Annotated in this window: 14 protein-coding genes; 5 read left to right on the forward strand and 9 right to left on the reverse strand. The window is 72.8% G+C overall.

Annotated elements, in window-relative coordinates; genetic code table 11:
- Positions 1 to 130 precede the first annotated feature (130 nt).
- Together ABEB12_RS40395 and ABEB12_RS40400 are read left to right on the forward strand one after the other, a co-directional pair.
- Positions 131 to 1,696, forward strand: a complete 1,566-nt coding sequence (locus ABEB12_RS40395) for an AMP-binding protein (RefSeq protein WP_185065593.1) — start codon at positions 131 to 133, stop codon at positions 1,694 to 1,696.
- A 61-nt stretch (positions 1,697 to 1,757) separates the two neighbouring features.
- Positions 1,758 to 2,882 (forward strand): DUF5938 domain-containing protein, encoded by a 1,125-nt coding sequence (locus ABEB12_RS40400; RefSeq protein WP_185065594.1) that lies wholly within the window; start codon positions 1,758 to 1,760, stop codon positions 2,880 to 2,882.
- A 66-nt stretch (positions 2,883 to 2,948) separates the two neighbouring features.
- On the opposite strand, the gene ABEB12_RS40405 is transcribed toward ABEB12_RS40400, so the two are convergent.
- Together ABEB12_RS40405 and ABEB12_RS40410 are read right to left on the reverse strand one after the other, a co-directional pair.
- Complete coding sequence (locus ABEB12_RS40405) at positions 2,949 to 3,812, reverse strand: hypothetical protein (RefSeq protein ID WP_185065595.1); 864 nt, start codon at positions 3,810 to 3,812, stop codon at positions 2,949 to 2,951.
- Positions 3,793 to 4,188, reverse strand: a complete 396-nt coding sequence (locus tag ABEB12_RS40410; RefSeq protein ID WP_185065596.1) for a hypothetical protein — start codon at positions 4,186 to 4,188, stop codon at positions 3,793 to 3,795. The genes ABEB12_RS40405 and ABEB12_RS40410 overlap by 20 nt, the downstream gene beginning before the upstream one ends.
- Positions 4,189 to 4,364: 176 nt before the next feature.
- Here ABEB12_RS40410 and ABEB12_RS40415 point away from each other — a divergent pair, with 176 nt between their 5' ends.
- Complete coding sequence (locus ABEB12_RS40415; protein WP_185065597.1) at positions 4,365 to 4,670, forward strand: YggT family protein; 306 nt, start codon at positions 4,365 to 4,367, stop codon at positions 4,668 to 4,670.
- 49 nt (positions 4,671 to 4,719) lie between these two features.
- Here ABEB12_RS40415 and ABEB12_RS40420 read toward each other — a convergent pair whose 3' ends face one another.
- The 6 genes from ABEB12_RS40420 to ABEB12_RS40445 all read right to left on the reverse strand — a co-directional run bounded on the left by ABEB12_RS40420 (position 4,720) and on the right by ABEB12_RS40445 (position 9,128).
- Positions 4,720 to 5,388, reverse strand: a complete 669-nt coding sequence (locus ABEB12_RS40420) for a hypothetical protein (protein ID WP_185065598.1) — start codon at positions 5,386 to 5,388, stop codon at positions 4,720 to 4,722.
- 117 nt (positions 5,389 to 5,505) lie between these two features.
- Complete coding sequence (locus ABEB12_RS40425; protein ID WP_185065599.1) at positions 5,506 to 5,703, reverse strand: ferredoxin; 198 nt, start codon at positions 5,701 to 5,703, stop codon at positions 5,506 to 5,508.
- The gene (locus ABEB12_RS40430) at positions 5,700 to 7,166 is read right to left on the reverse strand and encodes an NADH-ubiquinone oxidoreductase-F iron-sulfur binding region domain-containing protein (RefSeq protein ID WP_185065600.1); all 1,467 of its coding nucleotides are present in this window, start codon (positions 7,164 to 7,166) and stop codon (positions 5,700 to 5,702) included. Before ABEB12_RS40430 ends, ABEB12_RS40425 begins: the two co-directional genes overlap by 4 nt.
- Before the next feature lie 4 nt (positions 7,167 to 7,170).
- Complete coding sequence (locus ABEB12_RS40435; RefSeq protein WP_185065601.1) at positions 7,171 to 7,755, reverse strand: ferric reductase-like transmembrane domain-containing protein; 585 nt, start codon at positions 7,753 to 7,755, stop codon at positions 7,171 to 7,173.
- 3 nt (positions 7,756 to 7,758) lie between these two features.
- A complete protein-coding gene (locus tag ABEB12_RS40440; protein ID WP_345703569.1) occupies positions 7,759 to 8,721 on the reverse strand; it encodes an FAD:protein FMN transferase in 963 nt (320 codons plus the stop codon).
- The gene (locus tag ABEB12_RS40445; RefSeq protein WP_185065602.1) at positions 8,718 to 9,128 is read right to left on the reverse strand and encodes a hypothetical protein; all 411 of its coding nucleotides are present in this window, start codon (positions 9,126 to 9,128) and stop codon (positions 8,718 to 8,720) included. Before ABEB12_RS40445 ends, ABEB12_RS40440 begins: the two co-directional genes overlap by 4 nt.
- 468 nt (positions 9,129 to 9,596) lie before the next feature.
- On the opposite strand from ABEB12_RS40445, the gene ABEB12_RS40450 reads away from it, so the two are divergent.
- A complete protein-coding gene (locus tag ABEB12_RS40450) occupies positions 9,597 to 11,072 on the forward strand; it encodes a nucleotide-binding protein (RefSeq protein ID WP_345703570.1) in 1,476 nt (491 codons plus the stop codon).
- Positions 11,073 to 11,075: 3 nt separating this feature from the next.
- On the opposite strand, the gene ABEB12_RS40455 is transcribed toward ABEB12_RS40450, so the two are convergent.
- A complete protein-coding gene (locus ABEB12_RS40455; protein WP_185065603.1) occupies positions 11,076 to 12,131 on the reverse strand; it encodes a GDSL-type esterase/lipase family protein in 1,056 nt (351 codons plus the stop codon).
- A 230-nt stretch (positions 12,132 to 12,361) separates the two neighbouring features.
- Here ABEB12_RS40455 and ABEB12_RS40460 point away from each other — a divergent pair, with 230 nt between their 5' ends.
- Positions 12,362 to 12,550, forward strand: a complete 189-nt coding sequence (locus ABEB12_RS40460) for a PspC domain-containing protein (RefSeq protein WP_185065604.1) — start codon at positions 12,362 to 12,364, stop codon at positions 12,548 to 12,550.
- Positions 12,551 to 12,613: the final 63 nt, after the last annotated feature.

Below are 12,613 nucleotides of genomic sequence, written 5' to 3' on the forward strand. Positions count from 1 at the left end.
GTCCGGGTCGATCGTATGTCGGAATCCCACTGTCGCCCGTCGGCAAAGGGTGGGCCGTCGACATTGGCCGGACCGGCCGGGACGACCAGGATCACTGTGGACGTTTCGAGCAACGGGCAGGAGGAGTCGCATGTTGGTGCACAGCGCCGGTGCGCTGATCGAGCGGTGCGGCACTGCCTACGGCCCCCTCACGGCCGTGGTGCAGGGCGACCGCAGGATCACCTACACCGAACAGCTGTCCCGCATCCGGAAGGCCGGGCGCGCCCTGCTCTCCCAGGGGCTGACCAAGGGCGACCGGGTGGCCATCCTGATGACCGACCGGGCCGAACTGCTGGACGTCTACTACGGGGCGCTGTGGGCCGGCCTGTCCATCGTGCCGCTGAACGCCAAGGCCAGCGCCTCGGACCACGCGTACATCATCGGCGACTCGGGCGCCCGGGTCGTGGTGCACGACGCCAGCAAGGCCGACCGGGTGGAGAAGGCCAGGTCGGAGACCGACTTCGAGCGCGCGATCAGCGTGGACGCGGACGCGGTGCTGGAGGGTGGCGCGTACCTGCCGAAGCTCCTGGACGCGGAGTCGGACGGCCGGGGGCGGCCCGAGGTATCCCCGGACGACCGGCTGGGCATCTTCTACACCGGCGGCACCACCGGCCGGCCCAAGGGCGTCGAGCACAGCCACCGGTCGTTCGTCTCCGCCTGGGTCAGCGAGATGCTGGAGCTGGGCCTGGGCGAGCGGGACCGGTTCGGGCACGTGGCCCCGCTGACCCACGCGGGCGGCCTGTTCGTGCTGCCGGTCTGGATGCGCGGCGGCACCAACGTGATCCTCGGCGGCTTCGACCCGCAGGGCTTCATCGCGGCCACCAAGTCGGAGCGGATCACCGCCTCGATGATGGTGCCGACCATGATCTACGTGCTGCTGGACAACCTCAAGTCCGGCACCGAGGGCATGGAGTCGCTGCAGACGCTGATCTACGGTGCCTCGCCGATCGGCCGGGAGCGGCTGCTGCAGGGCATCGACACCTTCGGCCCGATCTTCTCCCAGCTCTATGGGCAGACCGAGGCGCCGAACCAGCTGACCGCGCTGCGCAAGAGCGACCACGCCGAGGCGGTCGAGACCGGCAACCTCGAACCGCTGTCCTCCTGCGGCCGCCCGGTGGCCATCGCCGACGTGCGTCTGGTGGACGACGAACTGAACGACGTGCCGGACGGCCAGCCCGGCGAGATCGTGGCGCAGGGCCCGCACATCATGCTGGGCTACTGGAACAAGCCCGAGGAGACCGCGAGCGCGGTCCGCAACGGCTGGCTGTGCACCGGTGACGTGGCCAAGGTGGACGACCGGGGCTTCCTCTACATCGTGGACCGCAAGAAGGACATGATCATCTCCGGCGGGTTCAACGTGTACCCCAAGGAGGTGGAGTCCACCCTGTTCAGCCACCCCGCGGTGCGGGACGTCGCGGTGATCGGGGTGCCGGACGAGAAGTGGGGCGAGAGCGTCAAGGCCGTGGTGGTCAAGGACCCCGAAGCCTCGGTGGACGCCGCCGAGCTGATCGCCTACGTGCGCGAGCGCAAGGGGCCGGTGCTCACCCCCAAGACGGTGGACTTCGTGGACGCGATCCCGCTGACCGCCGTTGGCAAGCACGACAAACCCGCGCTGCGCGCCGTGCACTGGGGCGGACGCGAGCGCGGCGTCAACTAGGCGTCATAGGCGTCAACCAGGTGTCGACCAACCGACTCCGAGCAGAGGACAGGAACCTTCAGTGAGCACTGACAAACCCGTCGTCATCTACGGCGCCAGCGGCTACACCGGCCGCCTGGTCGCCGAGTATCTCCGCGAGTTCAACCTGCCCTTCGTCGCCGCCGGCCGGAACGCCAAGCGGATCACCGAGGCGATCGAGCACGTGCCGGGCATCGACACCATCGACTACGACGTGGTCGAGGTGGAGCACACCGTGGAGGCGCTGACCGAGCTGTTCCGGGGCTCCCAGGTCATCTGCAACACCGTCGGCCCGTTCGCCAGCTACGGCGACGAGGTCGTGCAGGCCGCACTGGCCGCCGGCTGCCACTACGTGGACACCACCGGCGAGCAGAACTGGGTGCTGCACGCGCGGGACGCCTACGGCCAGAAGTTCGCCGACGAGGGCCTGCTGCTCGGCCCGTCCACCGCCTACATGCACTCGGTCAGCGACATCGCGGCCAACGTGGTGCTGGAGACCGGGGGCATCGACAGCCTGGACATCCTGTGCCTGTTCTCCGGCACGCCGACCTTCGCGTCCACCCAGAGCATCTTCACCATCCTCGCCGCCGACCACTTCTACCTGGAGCAGGACAAGCTGGTCCAGTGGCCGGGCGCGGCCTCGTTCAAGGTCCAGGTGCCGGGCCAGCACGAGATCTTCACCGCGCTGCCCTGGGGCGGCACGGCGCACCCGGTGTGGTGGCAGGACGACCCGCGCGTGGCCAATGCGAAGGCGCTGTCCGGCGTGTTCGACCAGGGCCTGATGGAGGGCGTGGCCCAGATGGCCAAGCACTTCGAGGACAACATCAAGCCGCTGCCGCCGGAGGAGCAGGCCAAGGCGCTGGAGGAGCAGGCCGCCGGTGTGCAGGGCGGCATGCCGCCCCGGGAGAACCGCCGGCTGCACCGCACCCTGGACTCGGTCATCGGCCGCGGCCCGAACAAGCTGGTGCAGTGCGTGATCCACGGCAACGCGACCTACCTGCAGACCGGTGCCATCCAGGCCTACGCCGCCCGCCAGCTGATCGTCGCCGGGCCGCGCAGGGCCGGCTTCGCTTCCGCCTGCCAGGCGTTCGGCCACCGCGAGCTGCTCGGCATGCTGCAGGGCTTCGGTTTCGTCGGTGACCCGCTGGTCACCGGTCACGTCGGCTGACAGCGCGGAACGCGCTGGCTGAGCGTGCGCCCGGTTCGGCGCGCGCGGGAGCAGCGTCTGGCGGTTTCACCCCTCGTACTGCCAGCGCTCCAGCTGACCGCGCAGCTCCCGGTGCCACTGGCGGCACCGGGAGCTGTGCGTTGCCGTGGGTTCGTCGCCGAGCGGCCGGCTCGGGTCACCGACCGCGTAGGTGATCCGGTACGCGAGCAGTTGGGCGGCGAGGTCCAGCCACCGGTCCGGGTCGCCCACCGGAGGCGAACCGAGCGAGGTCACCAGCCATCCGGGCAATGGTTCGGCCCGCTCCACCGCCCCGCCGACGCCGGCCCGCAGCCGGGCCATCAGGGTGGCCCAGGCCCGGTGCCCCGCGTTGATCTCCGGCTGGTAGCGCTCCCGGACCTCCTCGTCGTGCGCCAGCTGCGCGGTGGCGTGGCTCGCCGCGTTGCGGGCCTGCCGCTCGACGGCGCGCAGCGCGGCCAGCTCCTCGCGCGCGGACTCGAAGGCCCGCACCGCCTCGGTGTGCCGCTCCTTGCCCCCGGCGGTGATGGCGATGACCCGGGAGGCCTCCACCGCGTCGTACCGCACGCGGTCGTGCTCCCGGCGCCAGTGCTGCCAGGACTCGATGGCCTGCTCGCACGCGGCGCGCACCTTCGGGGTGAGCAGCATCGTGCTCAGTGTCTGCGCATACTCGGCCGACTTGGCCAGCCCGACCAGCTCCGGATCCGGCTCGGGTTCGCCGTCCTCCTCGGCGGAGGTGGCCCAGAGCAGCCGTTCCAGCCGGTCCACCCGCAGTCCCAGTCCGGCCATGCCGTCCCGTCCGTCCGACGGCTCTCCCGGGCGCGGCGCGGGGATCACGTCAACGAGTTTCGCTTCCGGTTCGGGGTCCTCGTCCGGGGAGTCCGACCGGTTCGCCTCAAGCACCTGCTCGCCCATCCTCGGGGGCGCTCCTTTCTGCTCCGGTCCGCCGTAAGGGGAGTAGCGCGGCCGCCAGCGCGGCGGCGGCGAGCAGGCCGACCAGCACCCATCGGGCAGCCGGGGCCAGCGCCGGCGCGAACAGCCCGGCCAGCACGGCGCCCGTCACGCAGAGCGCGGCGAAGAGGTAGGAGAGCACCGGGCCGATCCGGCCGGGGCGGCGGTGGGCGGCCCGGGTCTTCGCCTCGGCCTCCGCCTCCAGCAGTGCCGTGGTCAGCTCGACCAGCTCCTCGACGGCGTCGTCGTAGTCGTCGCCGCCCGGCCGGAGATCCCGCAGCGAGACATGCCGCTGCCAGAGCTCGCCGCGCAGCGCGACCGCGCGCTCCCGGGTACTCACCACCGCCTCAGGAGTCACATCTGCCTCAGATGCATCAGTGGCCTCTTTTGTCGATCTGGTTCGTGGCACAGCTCATAATGGCGCAAAAACTCACTCAATTGAACGAGAAAGATTGATACTCATTTGCGGGGCGGGGCTGCCGAACGCCGGCCGCGCGGACACGGCACACTGGGAGCATGGCCATCGGCGTGCAGTTCGCGATCTACTACCTGCTGTTCTTCTTCTGGCTCGCGTTGGTCGCGCGGCTCGTGGTCGAGGTGGTGAAGAGCTTCGCCCGCAAGTGGCGCGGGCCGAGCTCGGCGCTGGCCGCCGGCACGCTCGAGGTGGCGTTCGTGGTGACCGACCCGCCGATCCGGCTGCTGCGCAAGTGGATCCCGCCGATCCGGCTGGGCAACGTGGACCTGGACCTGTCGATCACGCTGCTGTTCTTCGCCGTGTTCATCGCCATGAACATCGCACGGCCGCTGGTGATCGTCGGCTGACGGGGCGGAACACGCCGGTCGCGGGAGGTACCGCCGCGCGGCCCCCGCGTCAGCCGGCCGCGCGGTGCTTGCCGACGTAGCCGGAGTCCGATCCGCCGAACCCGCCGATGCTCCGGTACGAGGCCGGGCTGGAGTAGCCGCCGTAGGAGCCCATCGCACTCCTCGCCATTGGACCGCCCCACTGGTCCGCGTAGTGGTTCACCGCCGCCCGCTGGTAGCTGTCGATCGCGCGGTCGAAGGTGTCGTCCTCGGTGCGGTCGCGCGCGGTCTCGGTGTAGTCGTTGTAGTCCTCGACGTCCCGCCTGACCTGCCGGTCGGTCTTCCGGTGGCTCTTGGCGGCCCGCTCCACCTTCTCCACCGTCCTGCGGGCCGGCTTCTCGGCGTTCCGCACCGGCACCGAGACGGTGCCCTTCTTCAGCGGCGCGCGGCCGATCGCCACCAGTTCGTCGGCGACGCTCCTGCTCGGCTTCTTCGCCTTCGGCGCGGCGGCACTCGGGCTGGTCGGGGCACTCGCACGGGGCGCACCGGGCACCCGCTCGATCGGGCCGGGCGCGGCCGGCGCGGGCAGCAGCTCCGGGCCGGTCATCGCGCTGGGGGTGCCCGGAACCGCGCCGAACGGCATCGGAGCGGACTGCAGGTTCACCGCGCTGACCGTGCCGACCGAGCCCAGCACCAGTACCGAGCTGGCCAACGCGATCCGGGTGGGAACCTGGTGCATCGGGGGCCTCCGTTCGCCGCGTGCGCTGATCACCTGTGCGTAAGGATCATCGCGGCGGACGGCCGGAGCATTAACTCATTTGGCCCTATTAGCCCGATCGAGCGATCACGCGCCGTGTTATTCGGCGCGCAGCCGCAGCGCGAGGGTCGGGCAGGCCGCCGCCGCGCGCTTGGCGTGCGAGACCAGCCCGGCCGGCACCGGGTCCTCGGTGAGGACGGGATAACCCCATTCGTCCAGGGCGACCAGTTCCGGCAACAGCTCGTGGCACAGCCCGTGGGCCCGGCAGCCGATCGGATCCACCCGCAGCCGGCTCATGTCCAGTCCTCCCGGTCGCTGGTCAGGCTGCCGAGCAGGGGCAGCGCGGTGGCGCCCGCCCGCCGGCAGGGCCGGCCGCTCAGGTGCTCGGCGACGTCGTCGGCGAACACCCGCAGTGCGCTGTTCACCAGTCGTACCGAGCCGTCCGGGTGGGCGCAGGCACCGCGCCGGGGGATCACCGCGAGCCGCCGGTGCAGCCGCTGCGCCAGCGCCTCGTCCACCTCGCCGTCGGCCAGCGCGCGCATGTCCTCGGCCACCGCCGGCAGCCCGAACATGCAGGGCCCGCACTGGCGGGCCGACTCTTCGGCCAGGTAGCGGGCGATCTCGGCGGTGACCGTCACCCCGCACGCCTCCGCCGGCAGCGCGACGACCGAGGCCACCCCCAGCCCGACGCCGGCCTCCGCGCACTCCCGGTGCGCGAGCGCCAGGTTCTCGGCCGCCGGCAGCGGCAGCCAGCCGCCACCGAGGCCGCCGAGCAACACCGCCGGGGACGGGCCGTCGGTGCCGCCGGCCAACCGCAGCAGCTGGCCGGCCGGGGCGCCGAGATCCACCTCGTGCACCCCCGCCCTGCGCACCGCGCCGGCCACGGTGACCAGCATGGTGCCCGGCGACTCCGGGGTGCCCCGGGCGCGGAACCAGTCGGCGCCGTTGCGGGCGATCAACGCCAGGTGGGCGAGCGTCTCCACGTTGGCCACCAGGGTCGGCCGGCCCTGTACTCCGCGCTCCGACGGCAGGGGCCTCGGCCCGGTCGGCCGGGCGTCCCCGTTGGTCAGGAAGTTCACCAGGGCGGAGGCCTCGCTGGCCACGTACCGGTGCGGCACGGTCACCGGGTGCACGTCGGCGGGGTCGTCGGTGCGCTCCGCGATGGCCGCCTCCAGCGGCTCCAGCAGCCGGCTGCCCCGGCCCAGGCACAGCATGGACTGCTCCGCGCCCACCGCGTGCGCGGCCAGCGCCATGCCGTCCAGCACCAGGTGAGGGGCGGCGTACATGAGCAGCCGGTCCTTGCGGCTGGTCGGGTCGCCCTCGCAGCCGTTGGCCACCAGCACCGGCCGGCGGCGCCCGTTGCGGGACTCGACCACCGAGGCCATCTTGCGGGCCAGCGGGAAGCCGGCGCCGCCCCGGCCGCGCAGGCCGGCCCGTTCGGTCAGCTCGAGCAGCGCCTCCGCGCCGCGGCGGCGGGCGAACTCGGCCCGGGGGAGCGGCCCGAACCGGTCCAGGTGCTCGTCCAGCCCGGCCGGCTGGCCGGTCTCCGCCCAACGGGAGAACAGCCGGTGCTCCGGCGCGACCCTGGGCAGCTCGCCGGAGTGAGTGTTGCCGGTCCGGGGCTGGGGTATGACGGGCGCGGATCGGGGCGTCGTGGTCGCGGCCCGCCGGGCCGGGACGTGGATGGGTGCGGTGGCGGGGGCTTCCTCGACCAGGTCAATGACCAGCGGCGGGTCTTCCACCAGGGAATGACGGCCCATCGGGTCACCGCCCCCGTACCGAGGCGAAGGCCCCGGTGGCCTGCCGGGCCTCGTGGTCGGGATCGGTGCCCCTGGTGCGCAGCCGCCAGAAGACCGCGAACAGCACCACCAGCGCGCAGAAGGCGTTCAGCGCGATCACCCAGCCCAACTCGCTGTCCTTGCCGCCGATGCCGAGACCGTGCACCACGGCCACCGGCCAGCACAGGTAGCCGCTCCAGTGCACCGCCCGCCACAGCCGGGGGCCGACCCGCGGCCGCACCACGCTGGTCACCAGTACGGCCAGCATCAGGTCCAGCGCGACCGCGCCCAGGCCCAGCCAGAACGGCTGGTAGACGGATACGAACGGCACCACGGCGTCCAGCCAGCCGATCTTGGCGTACGGGTCGATGACCGCGGTCGAGACGTGCACCGCGAGGAACATCAGGGTGGTCAGCGAGAGGTTGCGGTGCACGGCGCCGAGCGCGAACCTCGGCCATCGCGGCCCGGCGGCCCGCCCGGCCATCGCCACCCCGAGCGCCAGGCTCGTGGTGAGCAGTACCAACGCCACCAGCCCGGTCGCCCGGCTGGCGAACCAGAGCGTCTGGCCCATCGATCAAACTCCCTCGTCTTCGGCCGGCCAGCCCGGGGTCCGTTCGATCCGGCCGTCCTCGGCCACCAGGCGGGCCGGCAGGTGGTGCTCGGCCAGCCAGGTGGGTGCTTCGGTGCCGAGCACGACCGAGGCCGTGCTGGCGATGTTCGCGTCCACGCAGTTGCGCGCCGCGACGGTGACCGTGCGCCACACCGGATCGGGGTTGTTCCCGGTGCGCGGGTCCACGATGTGGTGGTGCCGCCGGCCACCCCGGTGCCAGGCCCGCACCGCGGTGCTGGAGGTGGCCAGGCCGCCGCCGGAAATCGCCACCGCCTGGTCCGGCGCGTCCAGCGCATCCCGGTGGTCGTCGGCCACCGCGATCCGCCAGCCGCCGTCCGGCGCCGGGCCGGCCACGCTGACGTCCCCGCCGATGCTGACCAGCACGCCGCACCCGGTGGCCCGGGCCGCCGAGGCCGCGGCCCGGTCGGCGGCGAGTGCCTTGGCCGTCGCGCCGAGGTCCAGGTGCACGCCCCGGGGGAGCAGTACCTCCCTGGTGGCCGGTTCCCAGTGCAGGCGCCACCAGCCGGGCGCGGGCCTGATCCGGTGCGTGGCCGGGGCCGCCGGGCCGGGGTCGGTCGCGGCCACCTCGGCGAAGTCCCGGTCGTAGCCGAGCGTGTGCATCGCGGCGCCGACGGTGGGGTCGACCAGGCCGTCGGTCAGTTCCGCCGCCCGCAGCGCCACGTCCAGCGCCTCACCGAGCAGCGGGCCGACGTGGGTGACCCGGCCGGCCCTGCGGTGCAGGTCGGTGATCTCCGAGTCGGCCCGGAACCGGCTGCAGGCCCGGTCCAGTTCGGCCAGCTGCGCGCGCAGTACGGCCTCCGCCGTCTCGGCCAGCGCCGGGTCGCTGACCAGGAGTAACACCGTCGTACCCAGGGCCGGGAAGCCGACCCGGCCCGGCGCGGCGGGGCGGTCGGTCAGGGTGCTCACGTAGCTCCGGTCGGGGCCTGGGCGGTCTCCTTGGGGGTGTTCTTGGGTGTCGCGGCGGGCGCGGTGAGCTGCTGGCGGGCGGCCGGTGGCTTCGCCGCCGTGGTCTTGCGGGTGGTGGTGGGTGGCACCTGCTTGGGCAGCGGTTTCGGCGCGGCGTCGGGGGTGGGCCGGGGGGCCGCCGGGTAGTGGGCGCCGTGGTCGACCGGTGCGAACGCCGCCTCGGCGGGCGCGGGGTTGGCGGCGCCGGCCTCGGCGGACGCCTGCTGGCCGCTGGCCAGGATCGCACCGAAGGCGGCGGCCAGCGCGGTCGCGCCGGCGGCGCTGCCGGCGGTTACCGCGGCTACCCGCCGCCGGCCGCGTTGGCGTTGCCGGCGCATGCCACGCAGGGTTGGAATGGGCTCCGTCACGGGATCAAAGCTCCTCGAAGTCGCTGTTCACGGTCATCCGGCCGGGGGAGTTCGCGCTGTCCGGTGGGGGGCCGGACAGGGGGGAGCACGAACAGCCGGGTTGGGTGAAGCGGTGCCGAATCTAGGTAGCCGGGCCGGGGCGGCGGGCGAACCTGAGAGCGGAGGTGACGCGGTATCGGCCACCGGCGCCCGAACCGCGTCGAGGAGTTGTCCAGTTGCTCCACGCGCCGGTAGGACTACGCCGATCGGCCCCATCGGCGGTTCAGCTTGCCCGCGACCGAGCGGGATTGTCCGCCGAGCGGGCGGCGGAACCGAACGATCAGCGCGGGAACACCCCGGTGGGAGGTACCGTGGGTATGAAGATTGATTAGGGTGTGTGCCGGTGGAGCGTCGGTAGGTCGATGCGCGGGAGTAGGGAATATGGGGGACGTGGCTTTGCAACAGTGCGCCCTGCCTGGGTGCGAGGTGATGATCGAGCAGGTGCCGGGCAAGCCCGCGCGCCGGTACTGCAGCGCGGCGCACCGCGCGGCCGGCCGGCGACTGCGCGGCGGTGACGACGAGTCGGACTACGGCGCCGAGGACGAGGCTGTGCTTTCCTCGGACGGAGCCGGCTCGGGCGTGACCGTCGGCGCGGTGGCGCGGGCCAACAGCAACGGTGAGAGCGGTGCCGCGCGCAAGGCGTCCCCACGGCCGCAGCCGCCCGCCAAGCCCGTGCCCCGCCCGCCGGCCGCGCGTCCCACGGCCCACACGCCGGCGCCACCGGCCAGCTCGCCCACCCCGGTGAGCGCGCCCCGCCCGGCTGATCCAGCCCACCCTGCCCGCCCCGGCCAGTCCGCCCGCCCCGCCCACCCAGCTCCGCCCGCGCCACCGCCGGTCAGGCCCCAGCCGCCGGCATCCACGCCGCGGCCCACGCAGCAGCCGGCCGCGTACCAGGCGCCGACCCCGCAGCACCCCCAACACCCGTACTACCCGGTGAGCGCGCCGGGTTACGGGCAGCAGGAGTGGGGCGCGCCCGGCGGCCAGCCCCGGATGGCCACGGCCGCCGACCTGACCGACGAGACGATCGTGCGGCCCCGGGCCGAGCGGCCCACCACCGGTTGGCGGGGCGCGGTCTACATGGCCTCCGGCGGCCGGATGAACCCGGGCGTGAGCGAGGTCGAGGCGGCGCGGAACGTGTTGTTGCGCCGGGTTCGCCGGCATCTGCCGGGGGCGCACCAGATCGCGGTGTCCTCGTTGAAGGGCGGCGTGGGCAAGACCACGGTCTCGGCGGTTCTGGGGTTGACGCTGGCCGAGCACCGGGGTGACCGGGTGGTCGCGGTGGATGCCAACCCGGATGCGGGGACGTTGGCGGACCGGTTGACCGGTGAGATCGGCGTGACGGTCCGGCAGATGTTGGACAACATCGACGAGATCGACTCGTTGACGGCGGTGTCGCACTACACGTCGTTGGCGGGTCGTCTGCAGGTGTTGGCGTCGGAGCAGGATCCGGCGATGAGCGAGGCGTTCAATCGGCAGGAGTACGAGCAGATCTGCGCGGTTCTGGCCCGCTTCTACAACATCATCATCACCGATTCGGGTACGGGTCTGGTGCACTCCGCGATGGAGGGCACGCTGGCGTTGGCGGACTCGCTGGTGGTGGTCGGGGCGCCGACGGTGGACGGTTCGTCGCGGGCGTCGAAGACGTTGGACTGGCTGGTCGCGCACGGCTACGCCGAGCAGGTGGCGGATGCCGTGGTGGTGTTGTGCTGTGACCGGGTGAGTCCGGAGATCGACCGGGAAAGGGTGCGGGCGCATTTCCTGGGCCGGACCCGGGCGGTGGTGGAGATTCCCTACGACCCGCACCTGGCCACCGGCGGCCGGCTGGACCTGGGCGCCATGCGGGACGAAACCCGTTACGCATTCCTGGAACTCGGTGCGCTCATTGCCGACGAATTCTCCGCATAGCGACTAGAACGGAATTTCCGGGCTGGCGTCCAGCCGCCCGGCCACGCAGTGCGCCTCGGGTTCCTCGCTGCGCACGAACTCGGCGAGGCAGTCGGCGAGTTTGCCGTGGCCGGCGGCGTTCAGGTGGAACGACTCCTGGGCCAGGTGGCCGAGCCCGCCGTGCAGGAACGCGTCCGGGCTGACCGTCAGCCGGCGCACCCACTCCGACCCGCCGGCGCACGCCTCGTGGCCCTCGGTGGCCCGGGACAGGTCGAGGAAGCGCGCGCCGACCCGGTCGGCCACCTCGCGCAGCCGTTCGGACAGCTGAGGCACCGCCTCGGTGCGCGCCCACCGGGCATCCTCGGGCCGGAACGGGCAGCCGAGCCCGACGCTGGCTGGAGTCGGGCGCCCGGTTCGGAGCCCGACGGGATCATCCTCGGCCTCGAGCCGCTCGGTGACCGGGGACGGGTAGGACGCCACGATCAGCGTGTAGTCGCGGTCGCGGTAGCCGGCGCGACGCAGCGCGGTGCGCACGTCGCGCAGCGCCCGCTCCACCTTGGGGGCCATCGCGTCCAGGCGGTCCGGCCACTCCCGCGCCAGCGTCTCGGCGCACCCGGGCGTCCGGGGCGTGAGGTACGCGGTCGCGCAGCTCACGAGCGTGCCGGCGAAGTCGGGCTCGTCGTTGGCGCCGGCCTGCACCACCACGGTCTCTACCCGCTTGGTCCGGGCCAGCGTGCCGAGCTTCCGCGCCTGTGACTCCTCGGTGCCGGCGGGCGCGAGCGAGACGTCCGCCGCCGTGGCGCCCGAGCAGGCCAGGTTCACCGGGGTGCCGGGCAGCCCGGTGCGGCCGATGTACGCGTTCCGGGAGCGGTGACACCAGTTGCCCGGCATGCCCCGGGTGCCGGACTGGTAGTCGCCGGCACCCTCCCCGGACGCGGAGCTGTCGCCCAGCACGACCAACGCGGCCGGCCGGTTCGGCACCGGCCAGATGGTCGCCGCCCGGGCCGTCGGCGCCGGCAGTGCGCCGAGCGTCGCCACGGTCAGCGCGGTGACCAGCAACGTTACCCTTCCCGGAGCCATTTGATCACGGTAGCCAGGGAGCCGCCCCCGGAGTACTCGCCGGACGGGTACACGGCCGCCACCGATGCCGGGCGGCCCGGGCGCTCGCCGATTCGCGTTGGGCCGAACGGGGGGAGTTCGGGGTTACCCCTAGCGCGAAGTCGGGGAAGATCCCGAGTTCAAGCCGCCCCGGGAGCGGGCATTCTGATGAGGAGAGGGGCACGTGAGGTGCCTCGACGAAGGAGGAACCAGTGAGCTCGACCCTGACCCGTCCGCAACACGGCAAGGTGATCGCGGGGGTGTGCGCCGGGCTGGCCGACCGGTTCGGCATGAACGCCACCCTGGTGCGGTTGCTGTTCGTACTGTCCTGCCTGCTCCCGGGGCCGCAGTTCGTCATCTACCTGGTGCTTTGGGTGATGATGCCGAAGCGCCCGATCTGAGCCGGTCGGGAGACACTGGCGCGGAACGCGCCGGCCGAGCCCGCGCCCAGTTAGGTGCGGGCG

The sequence above is a fragment of the Actinospineispora eucalypti genome, from assembly GCF_039543365.1.
In the GTDB taxonomy this organism is placed as follows: domain Bacteria; phylum Actinomycetota; class Actinomycetes; order Mycobacteriales; family Pseudonocardiaceae; genus Pseudonocardia; species Pseudonocardia eucalypti.